The sequence below is a fragment of the Pseudomonas sp. ACN5 genome, from assembly GCF_002303975.1.
GTDB lineage: Bacteria > Pseudomonadota > Gammaproteobacteria > Pseudomonadales > Pseudomonadaceae > Aquipseudomonas > Aquipseudomonas laurylsulfatiphila.
On sequence record NZ_MRCP01000016.1, the window covers coordinates 1 to 16,605 of the forward strand.

The 16,605-nt window shown below is 61.1% G+C and carries 16 protein-coding genes, 1 tRNA gene and 1 pseudogene; 10 read left to right on the forward strand and 8 right to left on the reverse strand.

The window, feature by feature from the left end; translation table 11 throughout:
- Positions 1-160: 160 nt before the first annotated feature.
- Positions 161-667 (forward strand): DoxX family protein, encoded by a 507-nt coding sequence (locus BSF40_RS25045; protein WP_095967254.1) that lies wholly within the window; start codon positions 161-163, stop codon positions 665-667.
- Positions 668-865: 198 nt separating this feature from the next.
- On the opposite strand, the gene BSF40_RS25050 is transcribed toward BSF40_RS25045, so the two are convergent.
- On the reverse strand, positions 866-1,840 hold the full coding sequence (locus BSF40_RS25050; protein ID WP_095967255.1) for a nitrilase-related carbon-nitrogen hydrolase: 975 nt from the start codon (positions 1,838-1,840) through the stop codon (positions 866-868).
- Between the two features lie 101 nt (positions 1,841-1,941).
- Positions 1,942-2,874, reverse strand: coding sequence for a GlxA family transcriptional regulator (locus BSF40_RS25055; protein ID WP_095967256.1), 933 nt, complete (start codon positions 2,872-2,874; stop codon positions 1,942-1,944).
- A 156-nt stretch (positions 2,875-3,030) separates the two neighbouring features.
- On the opposite strand from BSF40_RS25055, the gene BSF40_RS25060 reads away from it, so the two are divergent.
- Entirely contained in the window at positions 3,031-3,693 is a 663-nt protein-coding gene (locus BSF40_RS25060; protein ID WP_095967257.1) for a glutathione S-transferase family protein, read from the forward strand.
- Positions 3,694-3,793: 100 nt separating this feature from the next.
- Here the strand turns inward: BSF40_RS25060 and BSF40_RS25065 are convergent, their stop codons facing one another.
- Both BSF40_RS25065 and BSF40_RS25070 read right to left on the reverse strand, forming a co-directional pair.
- Positions 3,794-4,222 carry a molybdopterin-binding protein gene (locus BSF40_RS25065; RefSeq protein ID WP_008021531.1) on the reverse strand — a complete coding sequence of 143 codons (429 nt, stop codon included), beginning with the start codon at positions 4,220-4,222 and terminating at the stop codon, positions 3,794-3,796.
- A 278-nt stretch (positions 4,223-4,500) separates the two neighbouring features.
- Positions 4,501-4,575: transfer RNA gene (locus BSF40_RS25070), tRNA-Gln, on the reverse strand.
- 322 nt (positions 4,576-4,897) lie between these two features.
- Here BSF40_RS25070 and BSF40_RS25075 point away from each other — a divergent pair.
- On the forward strand, positions 4,898-5,326 hold the full coding sequence (locus BSF40_RS25075; RefSeq protein WP_015095502.1) for a hypothetical protein: 429 nt from the start codon (positions 4,898-4,900) through the stop codon (positions 5,324-5,326).
- Between the two features lie 162 nt (positions 5,327-5,488).
- Here BSF40_RS25075 and BSF40_RS25080 read toward each other — a convergent pair whose 3' ends face one another.
- From BSF40_RS25080 to BSF40_RS25090, 3 genes are all read right to left on the reverse strand, one after another.
- Positions 5,489-7,477 (reverse strand): U32 family peptidase, encoded by a 1,989-nt coding sequence (locus BSF40_RS25080; protein WP_095967258.1) that lies wholly within the window; start codon positions 7,475-7,477, stop codon positions 5,489-5,491.
- A 499-nt stretch (positions 7,478-7,976) separates the two neighbouring features.
- Entirely contained in the window at positions 7,977-8,357 is a 381-nt protein-coding gene (locus tag BSF40_RS25085; RefSeq protein WP_007980523.1) for a RidA family protein, read from the reverse strand.
- A gap of 117 nt (positions 8,358-8,474) precedes the next feature.
- Positions 8,475-9,098, reverse strand: coding sequence for an NIPSNAP family protein (locus BSF40_RS25090; protein WP_095967259.1), 624 nt, complete (start codon positions 9,096-9,098; stop codon positions 8,475-8,477).
- A gap of 284 nt (positions 9,099-9,382) precedes the next feature.
- Here BSF40_RS25090 and psrA point away from each other — a divergent pair, with 284 nt between their 5' ends.
- The 4 genes from psrA to phnX all read left to right on the forward strand — a co-directional run bounded on the left by psrA (position 9,383) and on the right by phnX (position 13,740).
- Positions 9,383-10,474, forward strand: a complete 1,092-nt coding sequence (gene psrA, locus BSF40_RS25095) for an iron-containing alcohol dehydrogenase PsrA (protein WP_095967260.1) — start codon at positions 9,383-9,385, stop codon at positions 10,472-10,474.
- A gap of 129 nt (positions 10,475-10,603) precedes the next feature.
- The gene (locus BSF40_RS25100; protein WP_095967261.1) at positions 10,604-11,899 is read left to right on the forward strand and encodes an MFS transporter; all 1,296 of its coding nucleotides are present in this window, start codon (positions 10,604-10,606) and stop codon (positions 11,897-11,899) included.
- 54 nt (positions 11,900-11,953) lie between these two features.
- Complete coding sequence (locus tag BSF40_RS25105) at positions 11,954-12,826, forward strand: LysR substrate-binding domain-containing protein (RefSeq protein ID WP_007980564.1); 873 nt, start codon at positions 11,954-11,956, stop codon at positions 12,824-12,826.
- Between the two features lie 86 nt (positions 12,827-12,912).
- A complete protein-coding gene (gene phnX / locus BSF40_RS25110; protein ID WP_007980567.1) occupies positions 12,913-13,740 on the forward strand; it encodes a phosphonoacetaldehyde hydrolase in 828 nt (275 codons plus the stop codon).
- 41 nt (positions 13,741-13,781) lie between these two features.
- On the opposite strand, the gene BSF40_RS25115 is transcribed toward phnX, so the two are convergent.
- Positions 13,782-14,555, reverse strand: a complete 774-nt coding sequence (locus tag BSF40_RS25115; RefSeq protein ID WP_095967367.1) for a helix-turn-helix domain-containing protein — start codon at positions 14,553-14,555, stop codon at positions 13,782-13,784.
- A gap of 134 nt (positions 14,556-14,689) precedes the next feature.
- Here BSF40_RS25115 and BSF40_RS25120 point away from each other — a divergent pair, with 134 nt between their 5' ends.
- From BSF40_RS25120 to BSF40_RS25130, 3 genes and pseudogenes are all read left to right on the forward strand, one after another.
- On the forward strand, positions 14,690-15,919 hold the full coding sequence (locus BSF40_RS25120; RefSeq protein ID WP_095967262.1) for an MFS transporter: 1,230 nt from the start codon (positions 14,690-14,692) through the stop codon (positions 15,917-15,919).
- A gap of 23 nt (positions 15,920-15,942) precedes the next feature.
- A complete protein-coding gene (locus tag BSF40_RS25125; RefSeq protein ID WP_095967263.1) occupies positions 15,943-16,338 on the forward strand; it encodes a VOC family protein in 396 nt (131 codons plus the stop codon).
- A 59-nt stretch (positions 16,339-16,397) separates the two neighbouring features.
- Positions 16,398-16,571 (forward strand): annotated as a pseudogene (locus BSF40_RS25130) (helix-turn-helix transcriptional regulator); the annotation flags it as partial.
- Positions 16,572-16,605: the final 34 nt, after the last annotated feature.

The window sequence follows — 16,605 nt, forward strand, 5'->3', positions numbered from 1 at the left end:
GCCCCTGACACACCCCGCACGCAAAACCCCACCCCAACGACACACCGCAGATACACCCCCTTGATGAAATACGCCGGTCGATTGGCCTGGCCGATCAAAGCGCACAACTCACGGGGCATGCCCTCGCCCCGCCTCCCCGACCTGAAGGAGATCATCGTCCATGAACACCTCCATTTCCTCGGCCATCAAAGGCCTGAACCTGAGCCTCGACCGTGCCGGCGTCTGGGTTGCGCCTCTGGTGCTGCGAGTGTTCCTTGCCTGGGAATTCCTTGAATCGGGCCTGGAAAAATTCAACGGCCAGAACTGGTTCGCCGATATCCAGGAGCGCTTCCCGTTTCCGTTCGACCACCTTCCAGCGACGCTGAACTGGGAACTGTCGATGTGGGCCGAACTGATCTTCGCCATGACCTTGCTGGTGGGCCTTGGCACACGCTTCTCGGCGTTGAGCCTGATGGTGGTGACCCTCGTCGCCACCGCCGCCGTGCATTGGCCCGCCGACTGGCACACCCTGAGTGAACTTGCCCAAGGTTACGCCATCAGCAACAAGGGTTACGGTAACTTCAAGCTGCCCTTGATCTACCTTGTGACCCTCACTCCGCTGTTGCTGTCCGGTGCCGGCAAGCTCAGCCTAGACGCACTGCTGGCGCGTTACTTCTGGCGTCGCTGAAACGCAATCTGCAACGCGGACAAACAGAAGAAAACTTCACCGGGACACACAGATCACGAAATATCTGTAGGAGCGAGCTTGCTCGCGAAAAACCTGAGAGCACCGCGGGGTGTCAGGCCCCCCGCATCATCGTTGACCTCCATCGCGAGCAAGCTCGCTCCTACAGGTATCGGTATTCCCCGCAATTACGTGAACAACCTACCCAATCACTTCTTCCATCCCGGTCTGTTCGGCCAGCGTCAGATGCGCACTGCGTTCATGCACATGGGCGTGCGGTGTACGGTCAATCAGCAGGCTCAACAGTTCCGGGCGACTGTAGTGGCCGCGGGAATCCATCATGCGTTTGCGCTTGTCGATCAGGCCCATGTCGAGGTCGGCGATCACCTCGCCTTCACCTTCCTGCAACGAACCCAGCACTGTGCCATCCGGGCTGATGATCGCGGTAAAGCAGCCGCCGGAGATCGGGCCGATGGTGCAGCCGGTATCCGCCATGATCTGCGCCTGTTGCTCGGGGTACAGCCACGCCGTGGAGTTGACCACGAAACACGCGGCCTCCAGGGCATGCTGGCGAATGCTGACTTCCATTTGCGAGGCGAACAACGGACCTGCAAACGACCCCGGGTACATCGCCGCATGGATCTGTTCGCCATCGGCCATCAAGGCATAACGGGCCAGCGGGTTGAAATGCTCCCAGCAGGCCAGTTGCCCGATTCGCCCTGCCGCGCTGTCGACGGCCCGCAGGCCGGAACCGTCGCCCATGCCCCAGATCATGCGTTCATGGTAGGTCGGGGAGATCTTGCGGCGACGCTGGATCAGCGAGCCGTCGGCATCGAACAGCAGCTGCGTGTTGTACAGCGTGCCGCCATCACGCTCGTTGACGCCGATGGACACGACCATGCCGACTTGCCTGGCCGCAGCGCCGATGGCATCGGTGGCAGGCGAAGGCACGGTGACAGCCTGGTCCAGCAGCTTGAGGTGTTCGGCGGCCATTTCGAACGGCGACTGCACGAAGGAAAAGTACGGGTAGTAGGGCACGACGGTTTCCGGGAACACGGCAAATTGCACGCCCTGTTCGCCGAGTTCGAGAATCTTCTGCACCACTTTGTCGACCGTGCCTTCACGGCTGTAAAGAACGGGACTGATTTGTACGGCGGCGGCTTTGACGATGGTCATGGCGGTGATCTCACTGAGGGAGGATTTCAACGAGATCAAGATTACGCCAATAATATTAAGGCTTGAATGTCGTATATACCACTTTTCAGGACATCAACAAATCAACCCCGACTGGCCCGCTGAATCACCTGCGGCGGCTGCCCGAAGGCACGAATAAAAGCGCGGCGCATCCGCTCCCGATCACCAAACCCCGTGTCCGTCGCCACCACATCGATGGAGTGCCGCCCGGTTTCCATCATCAACCGGGCCGACTCGACCCGCAGGCTTTCGATGGCCTTGGCCGGGGACTGGCCGGTTTCGGCATGAAACACCCGGCTGAATTGCCGGGGGCTGAGATTGGCCGCGCTGGCCAGCTCCTCGACCGACAGCGCGGACTTCAGATTCTGCCTGGCGTAGTTCAGCGCGGCCTGAATCCGATCGGTCTTGGGGGCCAGTTCCAGCATCACTGAAAACTGCGACTGTCCGCCGGAACGCCGGTGGTACACCACCAACTGCCGCGCCACCTGGCGTGCAAGGTCGGCACCCAGGTCCTGCTCCACCAACGCCAACGCCAGGTCCACGCACGCGCTCATGCCCGCCGCCGTCCACAGATGACCATCATTGACGAAGATCCGGTCTTGCTCGACCTTCACCTTCGGGTACGCCTTGCGAAAGGCCGGCACATGCGCCCAGTGGGTGGTCGCCCGCCGACCATCAAGCAAACCGGCCTCCGCCAAAGCCGTCGCCCCTGTGCAAATCGAGCCCAGGCGTCGGGTGCCGTGACTGGCGCGGCGCAAAAACGCCAGCATGCCCGCAGTAGTCGGGCGGATCAGGTTATCGCCCAGGACCAGCAGCGTATCGAACGCGCGCTGGTCGAACGCTTCGGTCTGCACGGCAAAACCGGCGGACGTTTGCACCAGGCCACCCGGCTCGGACAACAAGGCAATGCGGTACAACGGTTCGTCACCGGCACTGTTGGCCAATTCGAAGGCGGCACACATGGCCAGCCCCAGAACCTGAAAACCGGGATAAACAATGAGTCCGATCTGGTGCATGGCGGTATGACCCTGAACGCGGCATGCCTGATATTCAGGCCAGGACCCGTACTCTAACCCGAACAGCCCTCACCGGACATCATGATGGAGCGCCTCGCGCACTGGCCGATGGCGACGGATAATGAAGCGGCTTGCATCTCACCGAGGAATGGAAGGATGTCACTGACTCTTTATTTCCACCCGCTCTCGTCGTTCTGCCACAAAGCACTGATCGCCCTCTATGAACTGGACATCGAGTTTGAAAAACGGATTATCGACCTGGGCAACGACGCCGACCGGGCCGAACTTCAAGCGCTGTGGCCGATCGGCAAGTTCCCGGTGCTTCGCGATCACACCCGGCAAAAGAACGTGCCGGAGTCGAGTGTGATCATTGAATATCTGGACCGGCTCCATACCGGCCAGGCGCACCTGATTCCGTACGATTGGGAAGCCGCCCTGGAAGTGCGGCTGTGGGATCGCTTTTTCGACCTCCACGTCCAGGTGCCGATGCAGAAGATCGTCGCTGACCGCCTGAACGCCGCCAACGGCGACCTGACCCGCGAGCGCGCCGCGCTGACAACGGCGTACGGCCTGCTTGAACGGCAACTGGCGGCACGAACCTGGGTGGCCAGTCCGGCATTCAGCATGGCCGATTGCGCCGCCGCCCCGGCGCTGTTCTACGCCAGCACCCTCGTTCCCTTTGCCGACGATCATCGCCACTTGCGCGCTTATTTCGACAGGTTGACCGAAAGACCCTCGGTCAAGCGAGTGATCGACGAGGCAAGGCCCTGGTTTGCCTGGTATCCGTTTGCCGAGGCCATCCCGGAGCGCTTTCGCTAGAGGCACCCACGCGGCCGGGGAGCGGGAGGCAGAAACAAAAAATCCCCGTGATCCATCAAACAATGGATCACGGGGATCAGTGAACAATGCCGGCGTGTGATCAGGCCGGAACGCCCAGGATGATGTGGGAAGCCTTGATCACGGCCGTGGCGCTGACGCCGGTTGCCAGACCCAGCTCTGCCACCGCATCGCGGGTCACGATCGAATAGACCTTCGAACCGCCAGCCAGCTCGATCACCACTTCAGCATTGACCGCACCGTCGGTCACGCTCAGTACCTTGCCTTCCAGGCAGTTACGCGCCGACAGGCGAATGTCGCTCGATTCGGTCATCAACATCACCCAGGGTGCCTTGATCAGCGCGACGGCTTCTTTGCCGACGGCGATGCCCAGGCTCTTGATGCTTTCCATGGTGACGACGGCAACCAGTTGCTCGCCGCCCGCCAGGGTCAACACCACTTCAGCGTTGACCGCGCCCGGCTGGACCTGGCTGACCTTGCCTTTGAATACGTTGCGTGCACTGACTTTCATTTGAGGCGTCCTTTTCTTGACTTTAGAGTTAGGAATTGACGGGCATCTTCAGTGTAAGCGCTGTGTAGAAACAACTACAGCGCAGCTCTGGTTCAGTGACAGACGGCCGGATCACTCAGAAAATCTTCATCAGACGCGCACAAAGAACGTCCGCGAGCCTTGGCTGCACGCTGGTTTGCAAGGGAGCATCCGGGACATGGACAACGAGCGCAAAAAACCGACGAATCGACGAATAACAACCGTCGGTCGAGTGTTTTCTGATTGAGCAAGAAGAAAAATGGCAGGGGCGGCTGGATTCGAACCAACGCATGGCAGGATCAAAACCTGCTGCCTTACCGCTTGGCGACGCCCCTGTATCTGTTGCGATGAGTGCCAGGCACTCGCTTTCTTGAGTGGCAACAAGCGCTGTTGCCTGCTTGCGTGACAGACTCCCTGAGGGCCTGTGCAAGTGTGGGCGGCAATTTACCAACTTTTGCCTCGTATGGGAAGCCCCAATAAAACAATTTGTTTTTTAAAACAGATGCTTAGTGTTCAGCCAAGTCCCCGGGAAGTGCCCGGCGCACATTCGGCCCGATCACGTCTGCTACGCTTTTCCTTTAGGGGATGGAATCGGAAATCGTTTGCTCAACACCCCTCCTTTGCCATTTGAGGGCGCAAAATGTGAAAGGCAAACTGATGGGCACCTTTGCAACCATCCTGGTGGTCGGGGCCGCGATTTATGGACTGAACACCTGGGAACACATCGAGAGCCAGCGACAGGAAGCGGTCTGCAGGGCCGCCCGGGAGCATCTCAACAGCCTGGAAACCCAGGCGCGGGCCCTGGCCTCCGGGTTGACGGTCGAAGCCTATGCCGAGGCCGAAAAAGCCGAGGCTGGCCAGTTGGTCCTGGCACTTGATACGGCCAGAAACGAAGCAGAGGTCAATGCCGTCATCGACAAGCACGCCGCGGCCATCGAAGCACAGATAACGGCCGAAGACGCCGAGGTCCACTCCCGCAGCGATCAACCCTTCCTCGGCCAGGAACTCAAAAAGCAACGCATCCCCACCGACATCAAACAGGAATTCAAACGAGCTGAAAAAGCCGTCCTCGAGACCTGCGGGTAGCGTCGACTGCAGCTACGGATTTGTCGCCAGCGTCTGGATTCCAGCAAGAACAGGCTGCAACCATGCTCCGCGCTTAAAACAAAAAAACGACAAACGAGGACGCCCTTTCGCTGGATCTTGAGCAAAAGGCGAGCGCGCCGTTGCGGCGCGCTCGCCGGTCACTCAGTGCGGTGCGCGCGGGATGGTCTTGAGCAGGTCTTCGGGGCTGATGTGACCGACCACGCTGCCCGGTTGCGGCAGATTGAGGATGTGGCCCTTCATCTTGCCGATGATGTGCATTTCGCATGGCTTGCAATCGAACTTCAGCGTCAGCACTTCATCGCCGTGAATCAGTTGCATCGGCGCGACCTTGGTGCGCACGCCGGTCACGCCCTTGGCCTGTTTCGGACACAGGTTGAAGGAGAAACGCAGGCAGTGCTTGGTGATCATCACCGGCACTTCGCCGGCCTCCTCGTGGGCCTCGTAGGCCGCGTCGATCAGCTTGACCCCATGGCGGTGATAGAAGTCACGAGCCTTCTGGTTGTAGACGTTGGCCAGGAACGTCAGGTGCGAATCCGGATACACCGGCGGCGGCGTGGTTTCGGCTTTACGGCTGCCGCGCGGGTGGGCGGCGACCCGCGCCTGGGTCAAGGCTTCAATCACTTCGCGGCGCAAGGCCTTGAGCTGCGAGTTCGGGATGAAGAACGCCTGCGGCGCATCCAGCTTGATATCGATGGCGTGGTACTGGGTGGTACCCAGCTGGCCGAGCAGATCCTGCAACTGCTCCAGCGCCTGCTCTGGCTTGTTGGCCGCGCCGAACGGGCCGGCCAGGGTGACGCTGGCGCTGATGCCCTCCTCGCTGGTCGCTGTCAGTTCCAGCTGTTCTTCGCGCAGGCGAGCGACCCAGCTCAGGGCGATGCGACGCTCGGCCGAGGTCCTTTGCAGCGCCTGTTGCCAGTTGTGATCGAGATTGCGATTCAGCGGATGGTTGGGGCGCAGCTTGTACATCCCCTCCGGCATCTCGTTGGGCTCGACGCGATAGCGATAACGCTTCTCGCCGTCCTCCTCGAATTCGCCCTTGGGTTCGGCGATGTTGGCGCGGAAACCCACCACTTCACGCTTGACCAGCACGTTGAGGCCGTCACCGTTGGACAGCGGCTCGTGCGTCACGACCTGCATGTCGCGCTTGGCGACCTTCTCGACCACACCCACCGGCAGACCGGTGAAGGTCGGCGAGTCAAAGGCGCCGATATCGATCTTGCGGTCAGTGACGAAGTAATCGGTGCTGCCACGGTGGAAGGTCTTTTCCGGGTCGGGCAGGAAGAAGTGCGCGGTGCGGCCGCTGGAAGCGCGGGCCAGGTCCGGACGGTCTTCGAGGACGTCGTCGAGACGCTGGCGGTAGTAGGCGGTGATGTTCTTCACATAGCCCATGTCCTTGTAGCGGCCCTCGATCTTGAACGAGCGCACGCCCGCCTCGACCAGCGCGCGGATGTTGGCGCTCTGGTTGTTGTCCTTCATCGACAGCAGGTGCTTTTCGTAAGCGATCACCCCACCCTTTTCATCCTTGAGGGTGTACGGCAGGCGGCAAGCCTGGGAGCAGTCGCCGCGGTTGGCGCTGCGCCCGGTCTGCGCGTGGGAAATGTTGCACTGGCCGGAAAACGCCACGCACAAGGCGCCATGGATAAAGAACTCGATGGCCGCGTCGGTTTCGTCGGCGATGGCGCGGATTTCCTTGAGGTTCAGCTCGCGGGCCAGCACCAGTTGCGAGAAACCGGCCTGATCGAGGAACTTTGCCCGCTCCAGGGTGCGGATGTCCGTCTGGGTACTGGCGTGCAGTTCGATCGGCGGAATGTCCAGTTCCATCACACCCAGGTCCTGGACGATCAGCGCATCGACGCCGGCGTCGTACAACTGGTGGATCAGCTGGCGGGCCGGCTCCAGTTCGTTGTCGTGCAGGATCGTGTTGATGGTGGTGAAGATCCGCGCGTGATAACGACGGGCGAATTCCACCAGTTCGGCAATCTCGCTCACCTCGTTGCAGGCGTTGTGGCGGGCGCCGAAGCTCGGGCCGCCGATGTACACGGCATCGGCACCATGCAGGATAGCCTCGCGGGCGATGGCGACATCGCGGGCAGGGCTGAGCAATTCCAGGTGATGTTTGGGCAAAGACATAGTTTTTTTAGTCAGGCTTGTCACGGTCGAGGCGTGCATTGTAGCGGCGAAACGCCTGACCGGCACCCGTATGCTGCCCGGTGGTGGCCTTGGGCAGATCTGCCCTGCCTGAATCCTTGTGGGAGCGAGCTTGCTCGCGATGGACGTTAACGATGACGCGGGCATTCTGTATGCACGCGTCGCCCTTGTGTTCATCGCGAGCAAGCTCGCTCCTACATTATTTGATCGGCGTCGGCCAAATGCCCAACATCCCCTGTGGGAGCGGGCTTGCTCGCGAAAGCGCTGGGTCAGTCAACACTTGTGCAAGCTGACACGCCGCCTTCGCGGGCAAGCCCGCTCCCACAAGGGGATTTATGTCGTACTCAGAACTTGTGCACAACAACATTCAACTGTGGGAGCGGGCTTGCTCGCGAAAGCGCTGGGTCAGTCAACACTTGTGCAAGCTGACACGCCGCCTTCGCGAGCAAGCCCGCTCCCACAGGTGTGTGTGTTGCCGAAATCAGGCCTTGGCCGCCATCGCGGTCACTTCCACGCGCATGCCTTCCACCGCCAGCGAGGCAACCCCGACAGCGGCGCGCACTGGCCACGGCTTGGCGAAGTAGCGTTTGTAGACCTCGTTGAACGCGGCGCGGTCGGCCATGTCGGTGAGGTAGATGGTCAGGTGCATCACGCGGTCCATGGAGCTGCCGGCACGTTCCAGCGCGACCTTCAGCGCTTGCAGGGTGCATTCGCTTTGCAGGGTGATGTCGCCCAGCTCCAGGCTGCCGTCGGCACGGGTGGGGATCTGGGTGGAGACCAGCACACCGCCGAAACCGACGACGTCGGAGGAAATCGAATCGGCATCGAGGTCAGGCGTAAAGGTCAGGTCGTGGTTTGCCATTGGAATTTCTCTTGCTTGAAAGGGTAAGGCGAGCGCCTTTTGCGCCGCCAGTTTACAGGGCCATTTCCGGCGCGTCGCTAATGCGCACCGTTCGGCTGCGCATGAGCCGAGCCCTCGTCATTGCAAGGGGGAAAACTTCGCCGGCAGATAGATCGTCGAGCACATGTCACGCAGTTGCGGGCCGGAGTTTTCCGGCGGCCAGACGCCGTCGGTGACCGCCTGGGTGCGCACCTGCAAGCGCTGCTCAAGGCTGGCCCACGGCCAGATGTGCAGATAGCGCGGCAGCGCGCCGTCGGTGGCGTAAAACGCCGCGTACACCGGAGAATATTGCTCGGCGGTTCGCGCCTCGATGGCTTTGCTCCAGCCGTCGAGTGTCGGCTGCAAGCCGCTGCTGACCAGGTCGTAGACGCGCAACTCATAGAACGGACCGTGCCGGCCGGCGCTCAAGGGTTCGAGGAAGGGAAACAGCGTGTAGTTTTCGATGCGCAGGTCGGTGATGAACTCGTTGACGCCAAACGCCCCGCCCCCCAGCAGGAAACGCTCGCGCTCTGCCTGCCGCAGGCTTTCGTTCCCATAGCCGCGCAGTACGGCAATCTGGTTCAACTGGCCGATCTCCGAGGCCCAACAGCCCATCAGCATGCCGCCGACACTCGGGTCGTTCAGTACAGCCTCGATGCGCGCCAGGGCATCGGCGACGGTACGCACACGCACGGTGAAAGTGATCAGTTCAAAAAAACGCATGGCGACTCCGCCCATTGGTTTGCCAAAAGCCCACAGCCTAAGGCAGCCCCCGCAGGCGGGATATTGAGACTACCCCCATCAGTGACGGCATTTTCCGCAGTGTTCTAGGTAGTTCCTTTACGCCGGGCAGCGTTCGTTCATTCGAATCACAGCTGGATACGTGTCCCGTGAGCTCGCCCCACTATCGGCCCAGCCGATTCAAACCTGCGAATTATCGATTTGTGCAGCAGTGCCTGGACCGCGAGCATGGCGTCACTTCCAACAACAAAAACCAAGGACCCGCCATGACCGCCCGATTTCACAACCCAGTGGATACCCGTTTCGGCTGGGGCAGCCTGCAAGACCTGGCCGCCATCACCGAACACCAGAACGTTGCCGTCGTGACCTTTCCCGAAGCCCGTGACCTGGGGCTGGTGGATCGCCTCCAGTCGCTGCTGGGTAAACGTCTGGTCTACGTGATCGAAGATGTCCAGCCCAATCCCGATGTCGCGCAACTGCGCGCGACCTATGAACGCTTCTGGCAGGAAGCCGGCGATTGCCATGCGGTGATTGCCGTCGGAGGCGGCAGTGCCATCGACACCGCCAAGGCGCTGATTGTCGGCACCGAGTCAGGCCGCTTCGATGAGTTGCTCGACTTGCTGGCCACCGGCAAACCCTTCGTTCCGGTACGCAGCAAACAGCTGATCGCAGCCCCGACCACGGCAGGCACCGGCAGTGAAGTCACGCCCTGGGCCACGATCTGGGACGCGGCCAACCACAAGAAGTATTCCCTGCACCTGGACTGTACCTGGCCAAAGGTCGCGATCATCGATCCGCAATTGATGCTCACGGTGCCGGCCAGCGTCACCGTATCCACAGGCCTGGATGCCTTGTCCCACGCACTGGAATCGATCTGGAACATCAACGCCAACCCGCTTTCCGACACCTTCGCCATCTCTGCCATCGAAGACATCCTCGAATGCCTGCCCTTGCTGCGGCGCGACCTGTCCAATCAGGAACTGCGTTCACGGATGGCCCTCGCCGCACTCAAGGCCGGCATGGCGTTCTCCAACACCAAGACCGCGCTGGCCCACTCCATTTCCTATGAAATGACCTTGCACTACGGCTTGCCCCACGGCATCGCCTGCTCCTTCACCTTGCCACTGGTGTTGGGCCTCGCCTGGGGCCACGACGCAACGCGTGACAAGACCCTGCAACGGGTTTTCGGGCCGGACCTGGACAAAGCCCAGGCCCGTTTGCGCGCCTTCCTGCACAGCCTGGATGTGAAGACCGAATTCGCCGACTACGGCGTAACACCCGAGAAGGCGCAAGCCATGATCGACTTCGCCCTGCAGGGCGCACGCGGCAAGAACTTCATCGGCTCACGAGCGGCCTAGGGCTCGACAGCCCCCAAGACACTACACTGCCAGCGGCGTAACGAGCCGCGACGATTTCCTGCCGCACCTGAAAAAGAGTGCACCCTGCGCCGCAACTCGCAGGGAACGAACAAGAATAAGGAAAAGATCATGAATCGTGCCCAAACCATGCCAGGTCTCGCCGTACACAGCGCATCGTTTCGCGTCGCCCAGTGGCGCATGCTGCTGGCGGCCATGTTTTGCTATCTGTTTTTCTATACCGGGCGACAAACGTTCGGTTTCGCCATTCCCGGTATCCAGGCCGAGTTCGGCTTTACCAAAGAGCACCTTGGCTGGGTATCGGCCGCCATGCTCTGGGCCTACGCGATTGGCCAGGCCATCAACGGCAACCTCGCCGACAAATTCGGTGGCCGACGCATCATGACCCTTGGCGCGGTACTGTCGTGCGGCGCTAACTGGGTGACGAGCTTCGCCAGTAACTTTGCCGCGTTGATTTTGCCCTGGGGCATCAATGGCTACTTCCAGGCATTGGGCTGGGCACCGGGCAGTCGGCTGATTTCCAACTGGTGGAGCGCGGGTGAGCGCGGCAAGGTCTACGGCTTCTACGTGTTCGCAGCCGGTTGCGCTTCCGTTCTTTCCTACGTGACCTCGATCGTCGTGCTGGAAGTGATGCATCTTGAATGGCGCTGGATCTTCCGCCTGCCCGTATTGCTCATGCTCGCGGGCGGCATCCTCTTCTACCTGGTGGCCCGCGAGCGTCCGCAAGACCTGGGATTCGAACCGCTGGCCGACACGGGCGTGGCCAACGCCGAGGACAAGAACCATGAGGTGGCGCACGGTGAAACCGAAACATCGGCGCAACGCTACAAAGCGGTACTGAAGAACTTTCGCCTGATTATCGCCGCCGTGTCCCTGGGGTTCCAGAACGCTGCCCGCTACGGTTTGATCGTCTGGGTGCCGGTGCACTTTCTGGGCGCCAACTGGAAAAGCGGCGACAGCATGATCGATCCGAAATGGATCACCGTGGCCCTTCCGGTCGGCATGGCCATCGGCGCGCTGAGCAACGGCTGGATCTCGGACAAGCTGTTCGGCTCCAAGCGCTACCTGGCGATCATGCTCTACATGTTCCTCGGCGCGGCGACCAGTATGTGGATGTGGACCCTTGCCCCCCACAGCGCAACCGGTCTTGTGGCGTTGTTCCTCTGCGGCTTCTTCGTGTATGGCCCCGCTTCCAGCTTCTGGGCACTGTGCCCGGACCTGGTGGGCGCCAAGCGCGCCGGCACCGCGACCGGGGTGATGAACTTCTCGTCCTACCTGTTCGCCGGCCTGGCGGAACCGCTGATCGGCAGTATGCTCGACAGTACCGGCAACACCTCGCTGATCTTCATCGTGGTCACCGCTGCCTGTCTGTGTAGCGCGTCGGTGGCGCTGTTCATCCGGCGTTGATGGCCCGGCTGGACAGATTGAACCAATGGCAGCGGCTCAGGAACAGGATCGTCTATGTACCAGTACCACAAGTGGCTACGTTCATTTCATGCAGTGGCCAAGACCGGCAGCTTCACCCTCGCCGCCGAGTATTTGAGCGTCGGCCAGCCCACGGTCAGTGAGCAGGTCAATGCCCTGGAGAAGAAGTTTTCCGTGGAGCTGTTCCATCGCCGCGGCCGCTTTATCGAAATGAGTGCCGCCGGGCACCAACTCTATGCGATCACCCAGGGCCTGTTCGGCCAGGAGGATGAAGCCGTGCAACTGCTGCAGAGTTTCAAGCAACGCAAGACCGGCATGCTGCGCCTGGGCGCGGTGTCCCCGCCCATTGCGATGAACCTGACCTACGAACTGATGCAGCGGCACCCGGACATCGAGCTGGAAACCTCGTTTTCTCCGGAAAAAGAGACCCTGGATCGCCTGTTCAACTTCGATATCGATGTGGCGATCCTGGCCCTGTCCGAATTCGACCAGCGTTTTGACACGCAGCTTTACCGGCGCTATCCGATCATTGCGGTGGTGCGCGAGGACCACCCCTGGGCCCGGCAGAAAGAAGTCCATGTCGAGCAGATCAGCGAAGAGAAATGGGTGCTGCGGGAAAAAAGCTCCCGCACTCGTCAATTGGTAGAGGAAAGCTGCAAGCGCCTGGGCGTCGCCCTCAATTGCGTCATGCAGTTGAACAGCCGCGAGGCCATCGTCCATGCCATCGCCAAGGGCATCGGTATCGGTTTCGTCTCGGCCGTCGAGTACGCCGAAACGCCCGGCACCAAACCGATCACCTTCGTCAATCACCCGTTTTCCATCGACTACCACCTGTGCTGCCTGGGCATTCGCCGAAACCGGCCGATGATCGCGGAGCTGTTCGACTCGAGCCCAACGCCGGCCACCTGATTTCACCTCACCCTTGAGCAATCCACAGGCCTACTTCCTGGCGACAGGAGGGACGGCCTGCCCACAACAAAAAATGGAGAAACACCATGAACTACCAACAACCGACCCAACTGCAAGCCGTGGTCCTGGACTGGGCCGGCACCGTTGTCGATTTCGGCTCCTTCGCCCCCACGCAGATTTTCGTCGAGGCTTTTGCCGAGTTCGGCGTCGCCGTTTCGCTGGAAGAAGCCCGGGGCCCGATGGGCATGGGCAAGTGGGATCACATCCGTACCCTGTGCAATCAGCCGCAGATCGCCGAGCGCTACCGTGCCGTGTTTGACCGTTTGCCGACCGATGACGATGTCACCGCACTGTACGAACGCTTCATGCCACTGCAGATCGAAAAAATCGCCCTGCACTCGGCCCTGATTCCCGGCGCGCTGAACACCATCGATGCCTTGCGCGACAAGGGCCTGAAAATCGGTTCCTGTTCCGGTTACCCGGCCGTGGTCATGGAAAAGGTGGTCGAACTGGCGCGGCACAATGGCTACGTGGCGGACCATGTGGTGGCCACCGACGAGGTGCCGAACGGCCGCCCCTACCCGGCCCAGGCCCTGGCCAACGTGATTGCCCTGGGGATCAGCGACGTCGCCGCCTGCGTCAAGGTCGACGACACCTGGCCCGGCATTCTCGAAGGCCGTGCCGCCGGGATGTGGACGGTCGCGCTGACCTGTTCCGGCAATGCCCTGGGCTTGACCTACGAGCAATACAAGGCCCTGCCTTCCGACAGGCTGGACAGTGAGCGAGCGCGCATCGTCAAGATGTTCGAAGGCTCCCGCCCGCACTACCTGATCGACACCATCGTCGATCTGCCGGCGGTCATCGAAGACATCAATGCCCGACTGGCGCGAGGTGAAACACCGCAAGGATCCTGAACGGGTTCAGGCGTCAAGCGGCCGTCCCACGGGCGGCCGCCTCACTTGAAAAAATCACTCGGCGTCTTGCCGAACTGCTTCTTGAACATGGTGGTGAACGCGCTCGGGCTGTCGTATCCCAGCGCCCCGGCGATGTCGATGATTTTCTCCCCAACGGCGATGCGTTCCAGCGCCAGCAGCAGTCGCGCTTGCTGGCGCCATTGGCCGAAGGTCATGCCGGTTTCCTTGCGGAAGCGGCGCTGGATGGTTTTGGCGTCCAGGTTCAACCGCGCGCTCCAGTCCGACAAGGTCGAGCCATCGCCCGGGTCCTGCTGCAACGCGCTACAGATCTGGCTGATCCGTTGATCGCTGGGCTGCGGCAGGTTCAATGGCAAGGTCGGCAGTATCGTCAGTTCATCCAGGATCAGCCGCAGCACCCGGGCTTCCCGCGAGTCCGGATCGCAATTGAAATCGAAATCCACCGAGACCTTGATCAGCTCACTGAGCAATGCGGACACACTCACCGCGCGGGTTTCGCCGGGCAGGTCCGGGCACGCGCCGGGGTGCACAAACACGATGCGCATCTTGATCGGCCCGACACAGCGAATCCAGTGCACGACCCCACTCGGCATCCAGATGCCACGGCTCGGCGGCACCGTCCATTGGCTGTTTGCCGCGTGCACCACCATCACGCCTTCGATGGCATAGATCAGTTGATGCTTTTCATGGGAATGCGGCGCGATAAACCAGTTTTCCGGGTAGTCGGTCGCACTGCTGCGAACGCTCCAGCCGCCCTGGTCGATCTCCGCAAGAAATGTCTGCAATGGCTTGATCATGATGCCCTTTTTGCGATGGTCCATGCCCGAGTTGCGCGAGACGGGCGTCCTTGAGGCCCATAGGATAACGCCGAACCCTGAAATGGGCTGCGCCTTGCGTTCGCGGCTCGCGTTTTTTATCCGGAAACCTGCCTATGTCGACCACCACCCTCGGCTCGCCCTCACCCACCGTCTCGGTCGCCAGCCAGGCCAGCCCCCTGGTCATACGCGTCATCGGCGCCTGTGCGTTGGCGCACCTGATCAACGACCTGATCCAGGCCGTGCTGCCGTCGATCTACCCGATGCTCAAGGCCACTTATGGCCTGAGCTTCACCCAGGTCGGCCTGATCACCCTGACCTTCCAGCTCACCGCTTCATTGCTGCAACCCTGGATCGGTTTCTACACTGACCGTCATCCCAAGCCATGGCTGCTGCCGGCCGGCATGGTCTGCACCCTGATCGGTATCCTGATGCTGTCGATGGTCGGCAGTTTCCCGGCGATTCTCGTGGCCTCGGCGCTGGTGGGGGTTGGGTCGTCGACCTTTCACCCGGAAACCTCGCGGGTGGCGCGCCTGGCCTCGGGCGGTCGCTACGGCCTGGCGCAGTCGACCTTTCAGGTCGGTGGCAACGCCGGCAGCGCTTTCGGCCCCTTGCTGGCCGCCGCGATCATCATTCCCTATGGCCAGGGCAACGTCGCCTGGTTCGGCCTGTTCGCGGTGTTCGCCATCCTCGTGCAATACGGCCTGAGCCGCTGGTATCGCAATCACCTGAACCTGTTCAGGCTCAAGCAAGGCAGCAAGGCCACCCACGGTCTGTCGAAACGGCGGGTGACCTTCGCCCTGGTGGTGTTGGCGTTGCTGGTGTTTTCCAAATACTTCTACATGGCCAGCTTCACCAGTTACTTCACCTTCTACCTGATCGAAAAATTCGACCTGTCGGTGGCCAGTTCGCAGCTGTACCTCTTCCTGTTTCTTGGCGCTGTCGCGGCGGGCACCTTCTTTGGCGGCCCGATCGGTGACCGGATCGGCCGCAAGCAAGTGATCTGGTTCTCGATCCTCGGCGCAGCGCCGTTCACCCTTGCCCTGCCCTACGTCGACCTGTTCTGGACGGGCGTGTTGAGCATGATCATCGGTTTCATCCTCGCCTCGGCATTCTCGGCCATCGTGGTCTTCGCCCAGGAACTGGTGCCCGGCAACGTCGGCATGATCGCCGGGGTGTTCTTCGGCCTGATGTTCGGTTTTGGCGGGATCGGTGCTGCGCTGCTGGGGCACCTGGCGGATATCCATGGCATCGAGTACGTGTACACGCTGTGTTCGTACCTGCCGCTGCTGGGAATTCTGACCATACTGTTGCCGTCTACTGGTAAACGCCCCTCGGGAGCGTGAATGGTCATAAGGAGGAACACCCCATGAAAATCGTAGTCACCAGCGTGCTCGTCGATGATCAGGCCAAGGCACTGGCGTTCTACCGGGATGTACTCGGTTTTGAACTCAAGCACGACATTCCCATGGGCGAACATCGCTGGCTGACGCTGACCTCGCCTGGCGATCCCGATGGCGTCGAGCTGCTGCTGGAGCCCAATGCCCACGGCGCGGCAAAAACCTTCCAGAGCGCGATCAAACAGGACGGCATTCCCTGCACGTTTTTCGGTGTCGACGACGTGCAAGCCGAGTATGCCCGGCTCAGCGCCGCCGGGGTTCAGTTCACCCGCCCACCGACGGTGATGGGACCGGTCACCCTCGCGGTACTGGACGACACCTGCGGCAACCTCATCCAGATCGTCCAGCACCACTCAACCGCCTGATTATTTCTGCTACCAACCCTGTAGCACTCGGTAACACCAGGCCCCAATGCGGTGCGTCTTTGCTGCGCGGTCACTCCAGCGCCTCGGTGGCCGAACAACTGAACATCAGCCCCGGCACGGTGAAGATTCACCGCAAGAACATCTACGCCAAGCTGGGCATTGGCAGCCAGTCGGAATTGCTGGGGTTGTTCGTTCGGGAGCTGACGGAGGACCCGTTGCAGGCGCCCGGCCTCAGGCTGCAAGCCAGATATCTGTCAGCTAGCCCAA

What these genes read in the sequence shown, in the direction of transcription:
- BSF40_RS25045 (WP_095967254.1), top strand. Translation starts at nt 161, where the DNA reads ATGAACACCTCCATTTCCTCGGCCATCAAAGGCCTGAACCTGAGCCTC.
- BSF40_RS25050 (WP_095967255.1), bottom strand. Translation starts at nt 1,840, where the DNA reads ATGACCATCGTCAAAGCCGCCGCCGTACAAATCAGTCCCGTTCTTTAC.
- BSF40_RS25055 (WP_095967256.1), bottom strand. Translation starts at nt 2,874, where the DNA reads ATGCACCAGATCGGACTCATTGTTTATCCCGGTTTTCAGGTTCTGGGG.
- BSF40_RS25060 (WP_095967257.1), top strand. Translation starts at nt 3,031, where the DNA reads ATGTCACTGACTCTTTATTTCCACCCGCTCTCGTCGTTCTGCCACAAA.
- BSF40_RS25065 (WP_008021531.1), bottom strand. Translation starts at nt 4,222, where the DNA reads ATGAAAGTCAGTGCACGCAACGTATTCAAAGGCAAGGTCAGCCAGGTC.
- BSF40_RS25075 (WP_015095502.1), top strand. Translation starts at nt 4,898, where the DNA reads ATGGGCACCTTTGCAACCATCCTGGTGGTCGGGGCCGCGATTTATGGA.
- BSF40_RS25080 (WP_095967258.1), bottom strand. Translation starts at nt 7,477, where the DNA reads ATGTCTTTGCCCAAACATCACCTGGAATTGCTCAGCCCTGCCCGCGAT.
- BSF40_RS25085 (WP_007980523.1), bottom strand. Translation starts at nt 8,357, where the DNA reads ATGGCAAACCACGACCTGACCTTTACGCCTGACCTCGATGCCGATTCG.
- BSF40_RS25090 (WP_095967259.1), bottom strand. Translation starts at nt 9,098, where the DNA reads ATGCGTTTTTTTGAACTGATCACTTTCACCGTGCGTGTGCGTACCGTC.
- psrA (WP_095967260.1), top strand. Translation starts at nt 9,383, where the DNA reads ATGACCGCCCGATTTCACAACCCAGTGGATACCCGTTTCGGCTGGGGC.
- BSF40_RS25100 (WP_095967261.1), top strand. Translation starts at nt 10,604, where the DNA reads ATGAATCGTGCCCAAACCATGCCAGGTCTCGCCGTACACAGCGCATCG.
- BSF40_RS25105 (WP_007980564.1), top strand. Translation starts at nt 11,954, where the DNA reads ATGTACCAGTACCACAAGTGGCTACGTTCATTTCATGCAGTGGCCAAG.
- phnX (WP_007980567.1), top strand. Translation starts at nt 12,913, where the DNA reads ATGAACTACCAACAACCGACCCAACTGCAAGCCGTGGTCCTGGACTGG.
- BSF40_RS25115 (WP_095967367.1), bottom strand. Translation starts at nt 14,555, where the DNA reads ATGATCAAGCCATTGCAGACATTTCTTGCGGAGATCGACCAGGGCGGC.
- BSF40_RS25120 (WP_095967262.1), top strand. Translation starts at nt 14,690, where the DNA reads ATGTCGACCACCACCCTCGGCTCGCCCTCACCCACCGTCTCGGTCGCC.
- BSF40_RS25125 (WP_095967263.1), top strand. Translation starts at nt 15,943, where the DNA reads ATGAAAATCGTAGTCACCAGCGTGCTCGTCGATGATCAGGCCAAGGCA.